Origin of the sequence: Burkholderia sp. E168m15 (assembly GCF_016586105.1) — a bacterium.
Classification (GTDB): Bacteria; Pseudomonadota; Gammaproteobacteria; order Burkholderiales; family Burkholderiaceae; genus Burkholderia; species Burkholderia orbicola.
The window spans coordinates 1-18091 of the sequence record NZ_BCPO01000012.1 but is presented as its reverse complement, the minus strand read 5'-3'; the positions used below and the strand labels follow the sequence as shown (position 1 = coordinate 18091).

At 61.8% G+C, this 18091-nt stretch carries 12 protein-coding genes and 1 tRNA gene; all 13 read right to left on the bottom strand.

The annotated features are described in order from the left end of the window. Positions 1 to 50 precede the first annotated feature (50 nt). The 13 genes from fusA to JMF86_RS01305 all read right to left on the bottom strand — a co-directional run bounded on the left by fusA (position 51) and on the right by JMF86_RS01305 (position 17974). The gene (fusA, locus tag JMF86_RS01365; protein ID WP_006482929.1) at positions 51 to 2153 is read right to left on the bottom strand and encodes an elongation factor G; all 2103 of its coding nucleotides are present in this window, start codon (positions 2151 to 2153) and stop codon (positions 51 to 53) included. Positions 2154 to 2276: 123 nt separating this feature from the next. Further along, a complete protein-coding gene (gene rpsG / locus JMF86_RS01360) occupies positions 2277 to 2747 on the bottom strand; it encodes a 30S ribosomal protein S7 (protein ID WP_006477195.1) in 471 nt (156 codons plus the stop codon). Between the two features lie 172 nt (positions 2748 to 2919). Beyond that, the gene (rpsL, locus tag JMF86_RS01355; protein WP_006400662.1) at positions 2920 to 3300 is read right to left on the bottom strand and encodes a 30S ribosomal protein S12; all 381 of its coding nucleotides are present in this window, start codon (positions 3298 to 3300) and stop codon (positions 2920 to 2922) included. A 225-nt stretch (positions 3301 to 3525) separates the two neighbouring features. Next, complete coding sequence (gene recQ / locus JMF86_RS01350; protein WP_006477197.1) at positions 3526 to 5373, bottom strand: DNA helicase RecQ; 1848 nt, start codon at positions 5371 to 5373, stop codon at positions 3526 to 3528. A gap of 277 nt (positions 5374 to 5650) precedes the next feature. Then, complete coding sequence (rpoC, locus tag JMF86_RS01345; protein ID WP_011546645.1) at positions 5651 to 9892, bottom strand: DNA-directed RNA polymerase subunit beta'; 4242 nt, start codon at positions 9890 to 9892, stop codon at positions 5651 to 5653. Between the two features lie 21 nt (positions 9893 to 9913). Continuing rightward, positions 9914 to 14020: a DNA-directed RNA polymerase subunit beta gene (rpoB, locus tag JMF86_RS01340; RefSeq protein WP_011546646.1), complete on the bottom strand. Its 4107-nt coding sequence runs from the start codon at positions 14018 to 14020 to the stop codon at positions 9914 to 9916. A gap of 381 nt (positions 14021 to 14401) precedes the next feature. Continuing rightward, positions 14402 to 14776 carry a 50S ribosomal protein L7/L12 gene (gene rplL / locus JMF86_RS01335; RefSeq protein ID WP_006477198.1) on the bottom strand — a complete coding sequence of 125 codons (375 nt, stop codon included), beginning with the start codon at positions 14774 to 14776 and terminating at the stop codon, positions 14402 to 14404. Between the two features lie 63 nt (positions 14777 to 14839). Further along, the gene (gene rplJ / locus JMF86_RS01330; protein WP_011546647.1) at positions 14840 to 15337 is read right to left on the bottom strand and encodes a 50S ribosomal protein L10; all 498 of its coding nucleotides are present in this window, start codon (positions 15335 to 15337) and stop codon (positions 14840 to 14842) included. A gap of 308 nt (positions 15338 to 15645) precedes the next feature. Further along, complete coding sequence (gene rplA, locus JMF86_RS01325; protein WP_006482906.1) at positions 15646 to 16344, bottom strand: 50S ribosomal protein L1; 699 nt, start codon at positions 16342 to 16344, stop codon at positions 15646 to 15648. Next, positions 16345 to 16776 carry a 50S ribosomal protein L11 gene (gene rplK / locus JMF86_RS01320; RefSeq protein WP_006477201.1) on the bottom strand — a complete coding sequence of 144 codons (432 nt, stop codon included), beginning with the start codon at positions 16774 to 16776 and terminating at the stop codon, positions 16345 to 16347. Positions 16777 to 16916: 140 nt separating this feature from the next. After that, the gene (nusG, locus tag JMF86_RS01315) at positions 16917 to 17474 is read right to left on the bottom strand and encodes a transcription termination/antitermination protein NusG (RefSeq protein WP_006400672.1); all 558 of its coding nucleotides are present in this window, start codon (positions 17472 to 17474) and stop codon (positions 16917 to 16919) included. A 1-nt stretch (position 17475) separates the two neighbouring features. After that, positions 17476 to 17856: a preprotein translocase subunit SecE gene (gene secE / locus JMF86_RS01310; protein WP_006477202.1), complete on the bottom strand. Its 381-nt coding sequence runs from the start codon at positions 17854 to 17856 to the stop codon at positions 17476 to 17478. Positions 17857 to 17898: 42 nt separating this feature from the next. Then, positions 17899 to 17974 (bottom strand) — tRNA-Trp (locus JMF86_RS01305). Positions 17975 to 18091 lie beyond the last annotated feature (117 nt).

The following is an 18091-nucleotide window of genomic DNA, read 5'->3' as shown; positions in this document are numbered from 1 at the left end:
TTTTGCCATGATTCTCTTCTTTCAAAAATTATCGGTGGGTAGCTACAGATTTACTTCGACTTCGCGCTGATGATCGCTTCAGCAACGTTGCGCGGAGCTTCAGCGTAGTGCTTGAACTCCATCGTGTACGTTGCACGACCTTGCGTCAGCGAACGCAGCGACGTCGAGTAACCGAACATTTCCGACAGCGGCACTTCGGCGCGCACGATCTTGCCGCCGCCAACCATGTCTTCCATGCCCTGGACGATGCCGCGACGGCCCGACAGGTCGCCCATCACGTTGCCCATGTAGTCTTCCGGCGTCTCGACTTCGACAGCCATCATCGGCTCGAGGACGACCGGGTTCGCCTTGCGCATCGCTTCCTTGAACGCCATCGAACCGGCCATGCGGAACGCGTTTTCGTTCGAGTCAACGTCGTGGTACGAACCGAACGTCAGGTGAACCTTCACGTCGACGACCGGGAAGCCAGCCAGCACGCCCGACTTCAGCGTGTCCTGGATACCCTTGTCGACCGCCGGGATGTATTCACGCGGAATCACACCACCCTTGATCTCGTCGAAGAACTCGTAGCCCTTGCCTTGTTCGTTCGGCTCGAGCGTGATGACCGCGTGACCGTACTGGCCGCGACCACCCGACTGCTTGACGAACTTGCCGTCGACATCCTTCGCCGTCGAACGGATCGTTTCGCGGTACGCAACCTGCGGCTTGCCGACGGTCGCTTCCACGCCGAATTCACGCTTCATCCGGTCGACCAGAATTTCGAGGTGGAGCTCGCCCATGCCCGAAATGATGGTCTGGCCCGACTCTTCGTCGGTCTGCACGCGGAACGACGGGTCTTCCTGAGCCAGACGGTTCAGTGCGAGGCCCATCTTTTCCTGGTCAGCCTTGGTCTTCGGCTCGACTGCCTGCGAAATCACCGGCTCCGGGAACACCATGCGTTCGAGAACGATCGGGTTCGCCGGGTCGCACAGCGTGTCGCCCGTGGTTGCTTCCTTCAGGCCGACCGCTGCGGCGATGTCGCCTGCACGGACTTCCTTGATTTCTTCACGCTGGTTCGCGTGCATCTGCAGAATACGGCCGAGGCGTTCCTTCTTGCCCTTGGTCGAGTTCAGCAGCGTGTCGCCCGAGTTGACGACGCCCGAGTACACACGGAAGAAGATCAGCTGGCCGACGAACGGGTCGGTCATGATCTTGAACGCGAGCGACGAGAACTTCTCTTCGTCCGACGCCTTGCGCTCTGCTTCTTCGCCGTTTTCGAGCTCGCCCTTGACCGGCGGGATGTCGACCGGCGACGGCAGGAAATCGATCACGGCGTCGAGCATGCGCTGCACGCCCTTGTTCTTGAACGCGGTACCGCACAGCATCGGCTGGATTTCGCACGCGATCGTACGATCACGCAGCGCCTTGACGATGTCGGCTTCCGGCAGATCGCCTTCTTCCAGGTACTTGTTCATCAGGTCTTCGCTGGCTTCGGCAGCCACTTCGACCATCTTTTCGCGCCATTCCTTGCAGGTCTCCGCGAGCTCTGCCGGGATGTCGACGTAGTCGAACTTCGTGCCTTGCGACGCTTCGTCCCAAATGATCGCCTTCATCTTGATCAGGTCGACGACGCCCTTGAAGTTTTCTTCCGCGCCGATCGGCACCACGACCGGAACCGGGTTCGCCTTCAGGCGCAGACGGAGCTGGTCGTAGACCTTGAAGAAGTTCGCGCCGGTACGGTCCATCTTGTTGACGAACGCGAGACGCGGCACCTTGTACTTGTTCGCCTGGCGCCACACCGTTTCCGACTGCGGCTGCACGCCGCCCACTGCGCAGTACACCATGCACGCGCCGTCGAGCACGCGCATCGAACGTTCCACTTCGATCGTGAAGTCGACGTGGCCCGGGGTGTCGATGATGTTGATGCGGTGTTCCGGATAGTTGCCGCCCATGCCCTTCCAGAAGGCCGTGGTAGCAGCGGACGTGATCGTGATGCCACGCTCTTGTTCCTGCTCCATCCAGTCCATCGTGGCTGCGCCGTCGTGGACTTCACCGATCTTGTGGTTCACACCGGTGTAAAACAGAATGCGCTCGGTCGTCGTCGTTTTGCCGGCGTCGATGTGAGCGCTAATACCGATATTGCGGTAGCGCTCGATAGGAGTCTTGCGAGCCACTTTGATCCTCTACTGGGATGACGTGATGCAGCCCTGCTGCATCACGCCTCAACACAAACGGGCGAGGCGCCTGAAAAGCGCACCCGCCCGGAATTTATTTCCGCAAACAGCCCAGCCAGGCGCTTAGAAACGGAAATGCGAGAACGCGCGGTTGGCTTCTGCCATGCGGTGAACTTCGTCGCGCTTCTTCATCGCGCCGCCACGGCCTTCGGCCGCTTCGGAGAGTTCACCTGCCAGACGCAGGGCCATCGACTTCTCGCTGCGCTTCTTCGCAGCCTCACGCAGCCAGCGCATCGCCAATGCCATACGACGCGACGGGCGCACTTCGACCGGAACTTGATAGTTGGCACCACCAACGCGACGGCTCTTCACTTCGACCACCGGCTTCACGTTGTTGAGCGCAACCGTGAACACTTCCAGCGGGTCCTTGCCACCCTTGGTCTGGATTTGTTCGAATGCGCCATAAACGATGCGCTCTGCGACCGACTTCTTGCCGGACAGCATCAGCATGTTCATGAACTTGGCAACATCAACGTTACCGAACTTCGGATCCGGCAACACTTCCCGCTTGGGGACTTCGCGACGACGCGGCATGATTCTTCCTTTACTTGTTCAGTTGGAGCTGGATTCAGCTCCGCGGCCACCAACAAACCCGATCACATCTTCACGACTAACCAGCTTGGCCGGGTGACCACTTACTCGACAGCACCGGCAATCCGGCACTCCCGCCTTGACCGCCCTGCGGCGATCCCTGATCAAAAACTGCTTACTTGGCAGCCTTTGCACGCTTCGCGCCGTACTTCGAACGCGCTTGCTTACGGTCCTTGACGCCCTGGGTATCCAGCGAGCCGCGAACCATGTGGTAACGCACACCCGGCAAGTCCTTCACACGGCCGCCGCGGATCAGCACAACCGAGTGTTCCTGCAGGTTGTGGCCTTCACCGCCGATGTACGAAATCACTTCGAAGCCGTTCGTCAGACGAACCTTGGCAACCTTACGGAGTGCCGAGTTAGGCTTCTTCGGCGTCGTCGTGTACACACGGGTGCACACGCCGCGACGCTGGGGGCAGTCCTGCAGGGCCGGGCTCTTGCTCTTCGTCGTTTCCGACTGACGGCCTTTGCGAACCAGTTGGTTGATGGTTGGCATTGTTTATTCCTGAAATTGAACAAAATCTGCACGCCGATTTCGGGCAAAGCGAGAATCGACGCACAGTTGACTTCCGAACCGGCGAATCGGGTGCGAACTGTCGAACGCGACTCGGCCGCCGAATACCGGAACCCAGCATGATATTCCGGAAATACCAACTAAGTCAACGGCTTGCGTGATTTGCCGGCTGATCGCGGGGTTTACAGGAGGGGTCGGAACGCTGTGTCAGGCCGATTCGACGACGTCGATGATTTCGTCGCCGAAGCGTTCCAGCTTGCGCACGCCCATGCCGGGGATGTGACGCAGGTCGTCGATCGTCTCCGGCGCGTTGCGCGCGATTTCGGCGAGCGTCGCGTCGTGGAAGATCACGTAGGCCGGCACGCCGTCCGTCTTCGCGGTTTCCGCGCGCCATGCGCGCAGCGCGTCCCACCGTGCGCGCTCGCGGGCGCCCATGCCGGCCGTCGGGTCGACGCGCGTGCCGCTGCGGCTCGACGACTGGCGGGTGCGCTGCGGCTTCACGTAGCGGCGCAGCGTGACCTTTTCCTCGTTCTTCAGCACGGGCTTCGCGGCCTCGGTCAGCATCAGCGCGCCGAAGCCGCCATGGTCGACCGCCAGGTAGCCGTACGCGACCAGTTGCCGGAAAATCGCGCGCCACTCGGGCTCGGACAGTGCCGCGCCGATGCCGAACGTGCTGAGCTGGTCGTGGCCGCGCTGCAACACCTTCTCGGTGCGCCCGCCGCGCAGGATCTCGATCAGGTGGCTCGAGCCGAAATTGAAGCCGCTCGCGCGCTGCGCGCGGAACACGCACGACAGTGCCATCTGCGCCTCGCGCGTCGCGTCCCACGAAGCGGGCGGCTCGAGGCACGTGTCGCAGTTGCCGCACGGCTGGCTCGCCTCGCCGAAGTAGTTCAGCAGCCGCACGCGGCGGCACGAGATCGTTTCGCACAACCCGAGCAGCGCGTCGAGCTTCGACGTCTGCACGCGCTTGTGCGCGTCGTCCGCATCGGATTCGTCGATCATCTTGCGCTGTTGGACGACGTCGCCGAGGCCATATGCCATCCACGCGTTCGCGGGCATCCCGTCGCGGCCCGCGCGGCCGGTTTCCTGGTAATAGCCTTCGACGCTCTTCGGTAAATCGAGGTGCGCGACGAAGCGGACGTCGGGCTTGTCGATGCCCATGCCGAACGCGATCGTCGCGCACATCACGATGCCTTCCTCTCGCTGGAACATTTCCTGGTGCTTCTGCCGCACCTCGAACTCCATCCCCGCGTGATACGGCAGCGCGCGCACGCCCTGCGCCTTCAGCCATTCGGCCGTTTCCTCGACCTTGCGACGCGACAGGCAATAGACGACGCCCGCGTCCGTCGTGCCGTCGGCATTCGTGTGCTCGGCACGGATGAAATCGAGCAACTGCGAGCGCGCGTTGTCCTTTTCGACGATCCGGTAACGGATGTTGGGGCGGTCGAAGCTCGACACGAACACGCGCGCGTCGTCGAGCGCGAGACGATGGATGATCTCGTCGCGCGTGATCGCGTCGGCCGTGGCGGTCAGCGCGATGCGCGGCACCGACGGGAAGCGCTCGTGCAACACCGACAGCTGGATGTATTCCGGGCGGAAATCGTGCCCCCATTGCGACACGCAGTGGGCTTCGTCGATCGCGAACAGGCCGATCTTCGCGCGCTCGAGCAGCTCGAGGAAGCGCCCCGTCATCAAGCGCTCCGGCGCGACGTACAGCAGGTCGATTTCGCCTTCGCGCAGCGCGCGCTCGGTGGCCGCGGCCTCGGCGCCCGACAGCGTCGAATTCAGGTAGGCCGCGCGCACGCCGACTTCGCTCAACGCGGCGACCTGGTCCTGCATCAGCGCGATCAGCGGCGACACGACGATGCCGGCGCCCTGCCCGGCCTCTCGGCGCAGCAGCGCGGGAATCTGGTAGCACAGCGACTTGCCGCCGCCGGTCGGCATCAGCACGAGACAATCGCCGCCGCCGGCGACGTGCTCGACGATCTCGCCCTGCTGGCCGCGAAAGGCGGAATAACCAAAGACTTCGTCGAGTATTTCGAGGGCGCGGGACATGAATAGGAACAGGGACGGCTAAGCGATGAACGCAATTTTAACAACCCGCTCGCGCGACGCGTGGCGAATCGCGCGACGTTGGCCGTTCGGTCAGGGTTCGTTCGCGGGCATCACGGGCCTGCCGCGGTCATGCTGGACGCGTTCGCGGGGCATGCCCCGAGGCGGCGCAGGCACGTCATGCGCGTGAACGAAGGATGAAAAAAAACCGCCCGGCAGAACCGGGCGGTTTCGGTGACAGCGATGATAGCAAGGCAACGCGGCTTGCGCCGCGCCGTGCTTACTCGGCTGCCGGGTGTTGCGGCTCTTCTGCCGGCGCGCTCGGCGTGCCGAAGTCGAATGCCTCTTCCGCTGCGATCTGGTCGAAACGCTCGCGATCCGACGATTCCTTCGCCTTGCGTGCCTTGTGGAACGCGAGACCCGTACCGGCCGGAATCAGACGGCCGACGATCACGTTTTCCTTCAGGCCGCGCAGATCGTCGCGCTTGCCCATGATCGCCGCTTCGGTCAGCACGCGGGTCGTTTCCTGGAACGATGCCGCGGAGATGAACGAGTCGGTCGACAGCGATGCCTTCGTGATACCGAGCAGCACGTTGTCGTACGAAGCCGGACGCTTGCCCTCGGCGATCATGCGATCGTTCTCGTCCAGCATGTCGGAACGCTCGACCTGTTCGCCCGGGATGAAGCGCGTATCGCCGTTGTCGGTGATCTGCACACGACGCAGCATCTGGCGAACGATCACCTCGATGTGCTTGTCGTTGATCTTCACGCCCTGCAGACGGTACACGTCCTGCACTTCGTCGACGATGTAGCGCGACAGCGCCTCGATACCCTGCAGACGCAGGATGTCGTGCGGATCGGCCGGACCGTCCACGATCATTTCGCCCTTGTTGACGACCTGGGCATCGTGAACCAGAACCTGCTTTTCCTTCGCGATCAGGAACTCGTGCTGGTTGCCCTCGAGGTCCGTGATGACGAGACGCTGCTTGCCCTTCGTGTCCTTGCCGAACGACGTCGTACCGGTGACTTCCGCGAGAATGCCGGCATCCTTCGGCGAACGCGCTTCGAACAGTTCCGCCACCCGCGGCAGACCGCCGGTAATGTCACGCGTCTTCTGCGCTTCCGTCGGGATACGTGCGAGCACTTCACCGACCTGCACCTGCTGGCCATCCTTCACGGTGATCAGTGCGCCGACCTGGAAGCCGATCTGCACTGCGTGCTCCGTGCCCGGAATCTTCACTTCCTCGCCGTTCGCGTCGAGCAGCTTCACCTGCGGACGCACGCTCTTCGAAGCCTGCGAACCGCGGCGCTTCACGTCGATCACGACCAGCGTCGACAGGCCGGTCACGTCGTCGATCTGCTTCGCGACGGTCACGCCTTCCTCGACGTTCTCGAACTTCACCGTACCACCGTACTCGGTGATGATCGGACGCGTCAGCGGGTCCCACGTGGCGAGCTGCGTGCCGGCCTTGATCGTCGCGCCGTCGAGCTGCAGCAGCGTCGCGCCGTACGGCACTTTGTGACGTTCGCGCTCGCGACCGAAGTCGTCGGTGATCATCGCTTCGCCCGAACGGGAAATGACGATCTGCTCGCCCTTCGCGTTCGTGACGTAGCGCATCGTCGCCGTGAAGCGGACGATACCGTTGCTCTTCGCTTCGACCGACGAAGCCACTGCCGCACGCGATGCCGCGCCACCGATGTGGAACGTACGCATCGTCAGCTGCGTGCCCGGTTCACCGATCGACTGCGCCGCGATCACGCCGACTGCTTCGCCGACGTTCACGAGCGAGCCGCGGCCGAGGTCGCGGCCGTAGCAGGCTGCGCACAGGCCGTAACGCGTTTCGCAGGTCAGCGGCGTGCGCACGCGCACTTCGTCGATGCCGAGGCGTTCGATTTCCTCGACCGCCGTTTCGTCGAGCAGCGTGCCCGATTCGTACAGCGTTTCCTGCGTTTCCGGATTCACGACGTCCGCGACCGCGACGCGGCCGAGGATACGGTCACGCAGCGCTTCGACGACTTCACCGCCTTCGACCAGCGCCTTCATCGCCACGCCGTTCGACGTGCCGCAATCGTCTTCCACCACGACCAGATCCTGCGTGACGTCGACCAGACGACGCGTCAGGTAACCCGAGTTCGCGGTCTTCAGTGCCGTATCAGCCAGACCCTTACGTGCACCGTGGGTCGAGATGAAGTACTGCAACACGTTCAGACCTTCGCGGAAGTTCGCGGTAATCGGCGTCTCGATAATCGAGCCGTCCGGCTTCGCCATCAGGCCACGCATACCGGCCAGCTGACGAATCTGAACCGCCGAACCCCGGGCGCCCGAGTCGGCCATCATGTAGATCGAGTTGAACGACTCCTGGCGCGTCTCGTTGCCGTCGCGGTCCGTCACCGGCTCCGTCGACAGCTGCTCCATCATCGCCTTGCCGACCGCTTCCGACGTTGCCGACCAGATGTCGACCACGTTGTTGTAGCGTTCCTGCGCGGTGACGAGACCCGACATGTACTGGCGGTCGTACTCCTTCACCTTCTTCGCGGCGTCGCCGACGATCGTTTCCTTCTGCGGCGGCACGAGCATGTCGTCCACGCAGATCGAGATGCCGGCACGCGTCGCGAGACGGAAACCCGACTGCATCAGCTGGTCGGCGAACACCACCGTCGCACGCAGACCGCATTTGCGGAACGCCGTGTTGATCAGGCGCGAGATTTCCTTCTTCTTCAGCGGCTTGTTCAGCACCGAGAACGGCAGGCCGTGCGGCAGGATCTCCGACAGGATCGCGCGGCCGACGGTCGTCGCGTACAGCGTGATCTTCGGCACGAACGGCGGCGCGCCTTCCGACTTGTCTTCGTTGTGGACCATTTCGGTGATCCGCACGTTGACGCGCGAGGCCAGCTCGACTTCCTTGTTCTCGTACGCGCGGATGACTTCCGACACGCCCGTGAACGACAGGCCTTCGCCCTTGCCGTTGACCGCTTCGCGGGTCGCGTAGTACAGACCCAGCACGATATCCTGCGACGGCACGATCGACGGATCGCCGTTGGCCGGGAACAGCACGTTGTTCGATGCGAGCATCAGCGTGCGCGCTTCCATCTGCGCTTCGAGCGACAGCGGCACGTGAACGGCCATCTGGTCACCGTCGAAGTCGGCATTGAACGCCGCGCAGACGAGCGGGTGCAGCTGGATTGCCTTGCCTTCGATCAGCACCGGCTCGAACGCCTGGATACCGAGACGGTGCAGCGTCGGCGCACGGTTCAGCATCACCGGATGCTCGCGGATCACCTCTTCGAGGATGTCCCACACCACCGGCGTCTGGTTCTCGACTTCCTTCTTCGCAGCCTTGATGGTCGTCGCGACGCCCATCACTTCCAGCTTGTTGAAGATGAACGGCTTGAACAGCTCGAGCGCCATCAGCTTCGGCAGACCGCACTGGTGCAGCTTCAGCGTCGGGCCGACCACGATGACCGAACGGCCCGAGTAGTCGACGCGCTTGCCCAGCAGGTTCTGACGGAAACGACCGCCCTTGCCCTTGATCATGTCGGCGAGCGACTTCAGCGGACGCTTGTTCGCGCCCGTCATCGCCTTGCCGCGACGACCGTTGTCGAGCAGCGAGTCGACGGCTTCCTGCAGCATCCGCTTTTCGTTGCGGACGATGATTTCAGGCGCCTTCAGCTCGAGCAGACGCTTCAACCGGTTGTTACGGTTGATCACGCGGCGATACAGGTCGTTCAGGTCCGACGTCGCGAAACGGCCGCCGTCCAGCGGCACGAGCGGACGCAGTTCCGGCGGCAGCACCGGCAGCACTTCGAGGATCATCCACTCGGGCTTGATGCCCGAACGCTGGAATGCCTCGAGGACCTTCAGGCGCTTCGCGTACTTTTTGATCTTCGCTTCCGAGCCGGTGTTCTTCAGCTCGGTGCGCAGCGTCTCGACCTGCTCGTCGATGTTGATCGCGCGCAGCAGTTCACGCACGCCTTCCGCGCCCATTTCGGCACGGAATTCGTCGCCGTATTCCTCGACCTTGTTGTAGTAATCCTCTTCGGTCATGATCTGCCGCGCCTTCAGCGGCGTCATGCCCGGTTCGATCACCACGTACGCTTCGAAGTACAGCACGCGTTCGATGTCGCGCAGCGTCATGTCGAGCACCATGCCCAGACGCGACGGCAGCGATTTCAGGAACCAGATGTGCGCGACCGGCGAGGCCAGTTCGATGTGGCCCATCCGCTCGCGACGCACCTTCGCCAGCGTCACTTCGACGCCGCACTTCTCGCAGATCACGCCGCGGTGCTTCAGGCGCTTGTACTTGCCGCACAGGCACTCGTAGTCCTTGATCGGCCCGAAGATCTTCGCGCAGAACAGACCATCGCGTTCCGGCTTGAACGTACGGTAGTTGATGGTCTCCGGCTTCTTCACTTCGCCGAACGACCACGAACGGATCTTGTCGGGCGAGGCCAGACCGATCTTGATCGCGTCGAAAACTTCTTCCTGTTGGACTTGCTTGAATAGATCGAGCAGAGCTTTCATTGCTTTCTCTCCGTAGTCCGATTAATTGCGGTCGAGATCGATATCGATACCGAGCGAGCGGATTTCCTTCACGAGCACGTTGAAGGATTCCGGCATGCCTGCATCGATCACGTGATCGCCCTTGACGAGGTTTTCGTACACCTTCGTCCGGCCGGTCACGTCGTCCGACTTCACCGTCAGCATTTCCTGCAGCACGTAGGACGCGCCGTACGCTTCGAGCGCCCACACTTCCATTTCACCGAAACGCTGGCCACCGAACTGCGCCTTACCACCCAGCGGCTGCTGCGTGACGAGCGAGTACGGGCCGGTCGAACGCGCGTGCATCTTGTCGTCGACCAGGTGGTGCAGCTTCAGGTAGTGCATGTAGCCGAGCGTCACGCGACGTTCGAACATTTCACCCGTGCGGCCGTCGTACAGGCGGACCTGGTTCTTCGACGGGTTCATGCCGAGCTGTTCGGCGATGTCGTCCGGGAACGCGAGGTCGAGCATCTTGCCCATTTCTTCCTCGGTCGCACCGTCGAACACCGGCGTCGCGAACGGCACGCCTTCGCGCAGGTTCTTCGCGAGTTCGAGGATCTCGTCGTCGGTGAAGCTTTCCAGATCTTCCTGGCGGCCCGACTCGTTGTAGATCTTCGTCAGGAACGTGCGCAGTTCCTCGATCTTCGCCTGACGCTGCAGCATTTCGCCGATACGCCAGCCGAGGCCCTTCGCGGCCCAGCCGAGGTGCACTTCCAGAACCTGACCCACGTTCATCCGCGACGGCACGCCGAGCGGGTTCAGCACGACGTCTGCCGGACGGCCATCGGCCATGTACGGCATGTCTTCGATCGGGACGATCTTCGACACGACACCCTTGTTACCGTGACGGCCTGCCATCTTGTCGCCAGGCTGCAGACGGCGCTTCACCGCGAGGTACACCTTGACCATCTTCAGCACGCCCGGCGGCAGTTCGTCGCCTTGCGTGAGCTTCTTGCGCTTCTCTTCGAACGCGAGATCGAACTGGTGACGCTTCTCTTCGATCGAGTTCTTGATCGCTTCGAGCTGCGCCGCTGCTTCGTCGTCCGCGAGGCGGATGTCGAACCAGTGGTAGTGGTCGAGGTCTTCCAGGTAAGCCTGGTCGATCTTCGTGCCCTTCGCGAGCTTCTTCGGACCGCCGTTCGCGACCTTGCCCACGAGCATGCGTGCGAGACGCTGGAACGCGTCGCCTTCCACGATGCGCAGCTGGTCGTTCAGGTCGAGACGGTAGCGCTTCAGTTCGTCGTCGATGATCTGTTGCGCACGCTTGTCGCGCTGGATGCCTTCACGCGTGAACACCTGGACGTCGATCACGGTGCCGCTCATGCCCGACGGCACGCGCAGCGACGTGTCCTTCACGTCCGAAGCCTTCTCGCCGAAGATCGCGCGCAGCAGCTTCTCTTCCGGCGTCAGCTGGGTCTCGCCCTTCGGCGTGACCTTGCCGACCAGCACGTCGCCTGCTTCGACTTCAGCACCGATGTACACGATGCCCGACTCGTCGAGACGGCCGAGCTGGACTTCCGCCAGGTTCGAGATGTCGCGCGTGATTTCTTCCGGCCCGAGCTTCGTGTCGCGTGCAACGACGTTCAGCTCTTCGATGTGGATCGACGTGTAGCGATCGTCCGCGACCACCTTCTCCGAGATCAGGATCGAATCCTCGAAGTTGTAGCCGTTCCACGGCATGAACGCGATCAGCATGTTCTGGCCGAGCGCGAGCTCGCCCAGGTCCGTCGAGGCGCCGTCGGCCAGCACGTCGCCGCGCGAGACCTTGTCGCCCATCTTCACGATCGGACGCTGGTTGATGTTCGTGTTCTGGTTCGAACGCGTGTACTTGATCAGGTTGTAGATGTCGACACCGACTTCACCCGCGACCGCTTCGTCGTCGTTCACGCGAATCACGATACGGCCTGCGTCGACGTAGTCGACCACACCGCCGCGGAACGCCTGGACCGTCGTACCCGAGTCGACCGCGCAGGTGCGCTCGATGCCCGTACCGACGACCGGCTTTTCCGGACGCAGACACGGCACGGCCTGACGCTGCATGTTCGAACCCATCAATGCACGGTTCGCGTCATCGTGCTCGAGGAACGGGATCAGCGAGGCGGCCACCGACACGATCTGCGACGGCGCGACGTCCATGTACTGGATCCGGTCCGGCGTGACCATCATCGTTTCGCCGGCTTCACGCGACGACACGAGTTCGTCGATCAGCTGGCCGTTCTCGTCGATCGCGGCGTTCGCCTGGGCGATCATGTAGCGGCCTTCCTCGATCGCCGACAGGTAATCGATCTGGTCGGTCACCTTGCTGTCCACGACCTTGCGGTACGGCGTCTCGAGGAAGCCGTACTCGTTCAGGTGCGCGTACAGTGCGAGCGAGTTGATCAGGCCGATGTTCGGACCTTCCGGCGTTTCGATCGGGCACACGCGGCCGTAGTGGGTCGGGTGCACGTCGCGGACTTCGAAGCCTGCGCGCTCGCGCGTCAGACCGCCCGGGCCCAGTGCGGAAACACGGCGCTTGTGCGTGATTTCCGACAGCGGGTTGGTCTGGTCCATGAACTGCGACAGCTGCGACGAACCGAAGAACTCGCGGATCGCCGACGAAATCGGCTTCGAGTTGATCAGGTCGTGCGGCATCAGGTTTTCGCTTTCGGCCTGGCCGAGGCGTTCCTTGACCGCGCGCTCGACACGCACGAGACCCGCGCGGAACTGGTTTTCCGCCAGTTCGCCGACGCAACGCACGCGACGGTTGCCGAGGTGGTCGATGTCGTCCACTTCGCCCTTGCCGTTGCGCAGCTCGACGAGGATCTTGATCGTCGCGAGGATGTCGTCGTCCTGCAGCGTCATCGGGCCGACGATCTCGTCACGGCCGACGCGGCGGTTGAACTTCATGCGGCCGACCTTCGACAGGTCGTACGCTTCTTCGCTGTAGAACAGACGGTTGAACAGGGCCTCGACCGCTTCCTCGGTCGGCGGCTCGCCCGGACGCATCATGCGGTAGATCGCGATGCGCGCGGCCGTCTTGTCGGTCGTTTCGTCGACACGCAGCGTCGACGAGATGTACGGGCCCTGGTCCAGATCGTTCGTGTAGAGCGTCTGGATGTCCTTGATGCCCGCTTCGCGCAGCTTCTCGAGCACGCTTTCCGTGACTTCGTCGTTCGCGCTCGCGATCACTTCGCCGGTATCGCCGTCGACGACGTTCTTCGCCAGCACGCGGCCGAGCAGATAGTCTTCCGGCACCGAGATGAACTTGGTCTTCGCGGCTTCGAGGTCGCGAATGTGCTTCGCGTTGATCCGCTTGTCCTTCTGGACGATGACCTTGCCGTCGCGATCCGTGATGTCGAAACGCGCGACTTCACCACGCAGGCGCTCGGGCACGAACTCGAGTTGCGCGCCTTCGTCCATCAGCGTGAAGTTGTCGAACACGAAGAAGTTCGCGAGGATCTGCTCCGGCGTCAGGCCGATGGCCTTCAGCAGGATCGTGACCGGCATCTTGCGGCGACGGTCGACGCGGAAGTACAGGATGTCCTTCGGATCGAATTCGAAGTCGAGCCACGAGCCGCGGTACGGAATGATCCGTGCCGAGAACAGCAGCTTGCCCGAGCTGTGCGTCTTGCCCTTGTCGTGTTCGAAGAACACGCCCGGCGAACGGTGCAGCTGCGAGACGATGACACGCTCGGTGCCGTTGATGACGAACGAGCCCGTCGGCGTCATGAGCGGAATTTCGCCCATGTACACTTCCTGCTCCTTCACTTCCTTGACGACCGGCTTGTTCGGCGATTCCTTGTCGAGAATGACGAGGCGGACCTTCGCGCGCAGCGCGGAGCAGTACGTCAGGCCACGCTGCTGGCATTCCTTGATGTTGAATGCCGGCGAGGACAGCGCATAGCTCACGAACTCGAGGCGCGCGAAACCGTTGTGCGAAACAATGGGAAATACCGACGTGAACGCGGCCTGCAAACCCTCAGGCTTACGTTGCGTCGCGGGCACATCGGCTTGCAGAAACGTGCTGAATGATTCAAGCTGGGTAGCCAGCAAGAACGGAACTTGGTGAACGATGGGGCGCTTCGCGAAACTCTTGCGAATGCGCTTCTTCTCGGTGAAGGAATATTGCATACGATCTCCGAATCACGGCGGGTGCTATCGAGGCGGAATACCTGGACGTTTCAAACCCGAGTGTTCACCGACTGAGACCCGATGGCCGTTCGACGGCTTGAACGAGCCGAGAAGCTTGGTGGTTGGCCGCTACCAACCGCTGGCTGACGGCAGCGGATGCCTGTGTTGCCCGCTACCCGACCAAACTTGCCTTCTGCAGTCGCTTCAGAAGACAAAGAGAACCGCCAATCGTGCGTGATTCATCACAACGATCAAGCGGTTTTCTTTGGCTTCTGGGGCCGATTATTCGGGCTCCCGAATGAGTGCCAGAATAACGTCCCCACAAAGCACAAAAAGGCCGGCGGTGAAAATACCGCCAGCCTTCGCACAGCGCGCCGAAACTTACTTGACTTCGACCTTCGCGCCAGCTTCTTCCAGCTTCTTCTTGGCTTCTTCAGCAGCAGCCTTGTCGACGCCTTCCTTGACGGGCTTCGGTGCACCGTCAACCAGGTCCTTCGCTTCCTTCAGGCCCAGGCCCGTCAGTTCGCGAACGGCCTTGATGACCGAAACCTTGTTGGCGCCGGCTTCAGCCAGGACGACCGTGAATTCGGTCTTCTCTTCTGCTGCAGCAGCTGCGCCACCGCCTGCCGGGCCAGCGACTGCCACTGCAGCTGCCGACACGCCAAACTTCTCTTCGAACGCCTTGACCAGTTCGTTCAGTTCCAGAACGGTCATCCCTTCGACTGCTGCCAGGATGTCTTCTTTTGCGATTGCCATTTGAAATACTCCTAAATTGAATTCGGATACAGCCAGCGATCAGTAACGCTGATGCACGTTCGCTTACGCAGCTTCCGCTTGCTTCTTCTCGGCCAGCGCGGCGAGAGCACGCGCGAAGCCCGAAACAGGCGATTGCATAACGAACAGCAGCTTCGAGAGCAGTTCTTCGCGGCTCGGGATGCTTGCCAGCGCTTGCACGCCAGCCTTGTCCATCACCTTGCCATCGAACGAACCAGCCTTGATGACCAACTTTTCATTGCTCTTGCTGAAGTCGTTGACGACCTTAGCAGCAGCAATGGCATCTTCCGAGATGCCGTAGATCAGGGGACCAGTCATCTGCTCTGCCAGCGGAGCAAAAGGCGTACCTTCGACGGCGCGACGCGCCAGCGTGTTCTTCAACACGCGCAGGTAAACCTGTTGCTCACGCGCTTTCGCGCGCAGCTTGGTCAGATCGCCAACCGCAATTCCACGATACTCAGCCAGCACAACGGTCTGGGCCTTCGCGACTTGCGCGGAAACCTCAGCGACGACGGCTTGCTTGTCTTCTCTATTAAGCGGCACGGTTAGCCTCCAGAAACGATACGTTCGGCATGGCCGGTATGGCCGAAACCTCACGTACCTCGTTCAACAACGGCGTCCGACCTCGTTAGGAGTATTTCCACCTCACGCCGCGAATCGCTTCGCGGCCTGGGGCTTCACCACTGCAAAACTTTTTCGGGTTCGCCATCTGCGTTGGCTTGAATTAAGGGATCGCCTGCCTGCTGCGCCCCACCAACGGTCTTTGATAACCGGTTGTCCGCCCTACTGCACGAACAACCGCCCAAAGCCCATGTAGGCCGCTTCGCGAACGAAGCGGCCCGGATACTTGCTTACTGTGCTGCCAGCGTAGCCTGGTCGACACGCACGCCGACGCCCATCGTGCTCGACAGTGCGATCTTGCGCAGGTACACGCCCTTGCTCGTTGCCGGCTTTGCCTTCTGCAGCGCTTCGATCAGCGCCGACAGGTTCGAACGCAGCGCGGTCGGCTCGAACGATGCACGGCCGATGGTCGCGTGGATGATACCGGCCTTGTCGACGCGGAATTGCACCTGACCAGCCTTCGCGTTCTTGACGGCGGTTGCGACGTCCGGCGTGACCGTACCGACCTTCGGGTTCGGCATCAGGCCGCGCGGGCCCAGGATCTGACCGAGCGTACCGACGATACGCATCGTGTCCGGCGAAGCGATCACGATGTCGAAGTCCATCTGGCCAGCCTTGATCTGCTCAGCCAGGTCTTCCATACCGACGATTTCCGCGCCTGCTGCACGCGCCTGCTCGGCCTTTTCGCCTTGCGCGAACACGGCAACGCGAACCGACTTGCCCGTACCTGCCGGGAGAACGACCGAACCACGAACGACCTGGTCCGACTTCTTCGCGTCGATGCCGAGCTGAACCGCGACGTCAATCGATTCGTCGAACTTCGCGCTCGCGCATTCCTTCACGAGGCTCAGTGCGTCTTCGATCGCGTACAGCTTCTGACGATCGACCTTGGCGGCAAATGCCTGACGGCGCTTGGAGATCTTAGCCATTTACACGCCCTCCACAGTGATACCCATCGAGCGTGCGCTACCAGCGATGGTGCGAACGGCTGCGTCCAGATCAGCTGCCGTAAGGTCCGGCATCTTGGTCTTCGCGATTTCTTCGGCTTGAGCGCGCGTGATCGAACCGACCTTGTCGGTGTGCGGCTTGCTCGAGCCCTTGTCCACCTTCGCCGCCTTCTTGATCAGGACGGTCGCCGGCGGCGTCTTCATCACGAACGTGAAGCTCTTGTCAGCGAATGCCGTGATGACCACCGGCACCGGCAGACCCGGCTCCATGCCTTGAGTCTGCGCGTTGAACGCCTTGCAGAACTCCATGATGTTCAGGCCGCGCTGGCCCAGTGCCGGACCGACCGGCGGCGACGGGTTGGCTTTACCTGCAGGGATCTGCAGCTTGATAAAGCCGATAATCTTCTTTGCCATTTGAAACCTCATTGGAACGCCGGGAAGGCGTTCGGTGAGTGATAACGCGCTTTCGCCGCTGGCTACTGACGCTCCTCAACGACCATGACGCGGGCCGTAAGCGCGAAGGTGGGCAGCCGAGGCTGCCCACCGAATCGGGATCAAACTTTTTCGACCTGGCCGAACTCGAGTTCGACCGGGGTGGAGCGGCCAAAGATGGTGACCGACACACGCACCCGCGATTTCTCGTAGTTGACTTCTTCGACGGTGCCGTTGAAGTCCGTGAACGGGCCTTCCTTGACACGCACCATCTCGCCGACTTCGAACAGGGTCTTCGGGCGCGGCTTTTCGACGCCTTCCTGCATCTGCGACATGATCTTCTCGACTTCCTTCGGGGAAATCGGGGTCGGGCGGTTACGCGCACCGCCGACGAAACCGGTGACCTTCGCGGTGTTCTTCACGAGGTGCCACGTTTCGTCCGTCATTTCCATTTCCACCAGCACGTAGCCGGGGAAGAAACGACGTTCGGTCACGGCCTTGTGGCCGCCTTTGACTTCGACCACTTCTTCGGTCGGAACCAGGATCTGACCGAATTTGTCCTGCATGCCAGCACGTTCGATGCGCTCTTGAAGCGCACGTTGCACGCTCTTCTCCATACCGGAGTAGGCGTGCACGACGTACCAACGCTTTCCGCTCGGGGATGCCGGAGTATCGCTCATATCATTTCCAACCCAGAATCGCCGAGAAAATCACCCATTCGATCGATTTGTCGCTCAACCAGAGGAAAATCGCCATCACAAGCACGAAACCGAACACGACGAGTGTGGTTTGCGTTGCTTCCTTGCGGGTGGGCCATACGACCTTCCGGACTTCCTTGTACGAATCCTTGGCAAACGCGATGAGGCTCTTGCCAGGGGCGGACATCAGCCCGACGGCCACGCCGGCGATGATACCTACCGCCAACGCGGCACCGCGGACATACCACTGCTGATTGGTCAGCCAGAAGAAGCCCACGAATCCGGCCAACACCAGCAATACGCCCAGGGCCAGCATCAGCTTATCGCCGGAGGTATTTACAGTTTCGACGGATGGATTCGCCATAACACCTTAAAACAAATGCCACGTGGGACACGTGGCGATTTTTGGCAGGGGCAGAGGGAATCGAACCCCCAACCTTCGGTTTTGGAGACCGACGCTCTGCCAGTTGAGCTATACCCCTAAACCATGTTGGGGCCGGCTGATGCCAGCCCCAAAACTGTCGATCAACGAATAACTGGCTTACTCGATGATCTTGGCGACGACGCCGGCGCCGACCGTACGGCCGCCTTCGCGGATT

Coding starts and splice junctions, on each gene's coding strand:
- rplL (WP_006477198.1), bottom strand. CDS start 14,776: ATGGCAATCGCAAAAGAAGACATCCTGGCAGCAGTCGAAGGGATGACC.
- rpoC (WP_011546645.1), bottom strand. CDS start 9,892: ATGAAAGCTCTGCTCGATCTATTCAAGCAAGTCCAACAGGAAGAAGTT.
- nusG (WP_006400672.1), bottom strand. CDS start 17,474: ATGAGCGATACTCCGGCATCCCCGAGCGGAAAGCGTTGGTACGTCGTG.
- secE (WP_006477202.1), bottom strand. CDS start 17,856: ATGGCGAATCCATCCGTCGAAACTGTAAATACCTCCGGCGATAAGCTG.
- rplA (WP_006482906.1), bottom strand. CDS start 16,344: ATGGCTAAGATCTCCAAGCGCCGTCAGGCATTTGCCGCCAAGGTCGAT.
- rpsG (WP_006477195.1), bottom strand. CDS start 2,747: ATGCCGCGTCGTCGCGAAGTCCCCAAGCGGGAAGTGTTGCCGGATCCG.
- rpoB (WP_011546646.1), bottom strand. CDS start 14,020: ATGCAATATTCCTTCACCGAGAAGAAGCGCATTCGCAAGAGTTTCGCG.
- rpsL (WP_006400662.1), bottom strand. CDS start 3,300: ATGCCAACCATCAACCAACTGGTTCGCAAAGGCCGTCAGTCGGAAACG.
- recQ (WP_006477197.1), bottom strand. CDS start 5,373: ATGTCCCGCGCCCTCGAAATACTCGACGAAGTCTTTGGTTATTCCGCC.
- rplK (WP_006477201.1), bottom strand. CDS start 16,776: ATGGCAAAGAAGATTATCGGCTTTATCAAGCTGCAGATCCCTGCAGGT.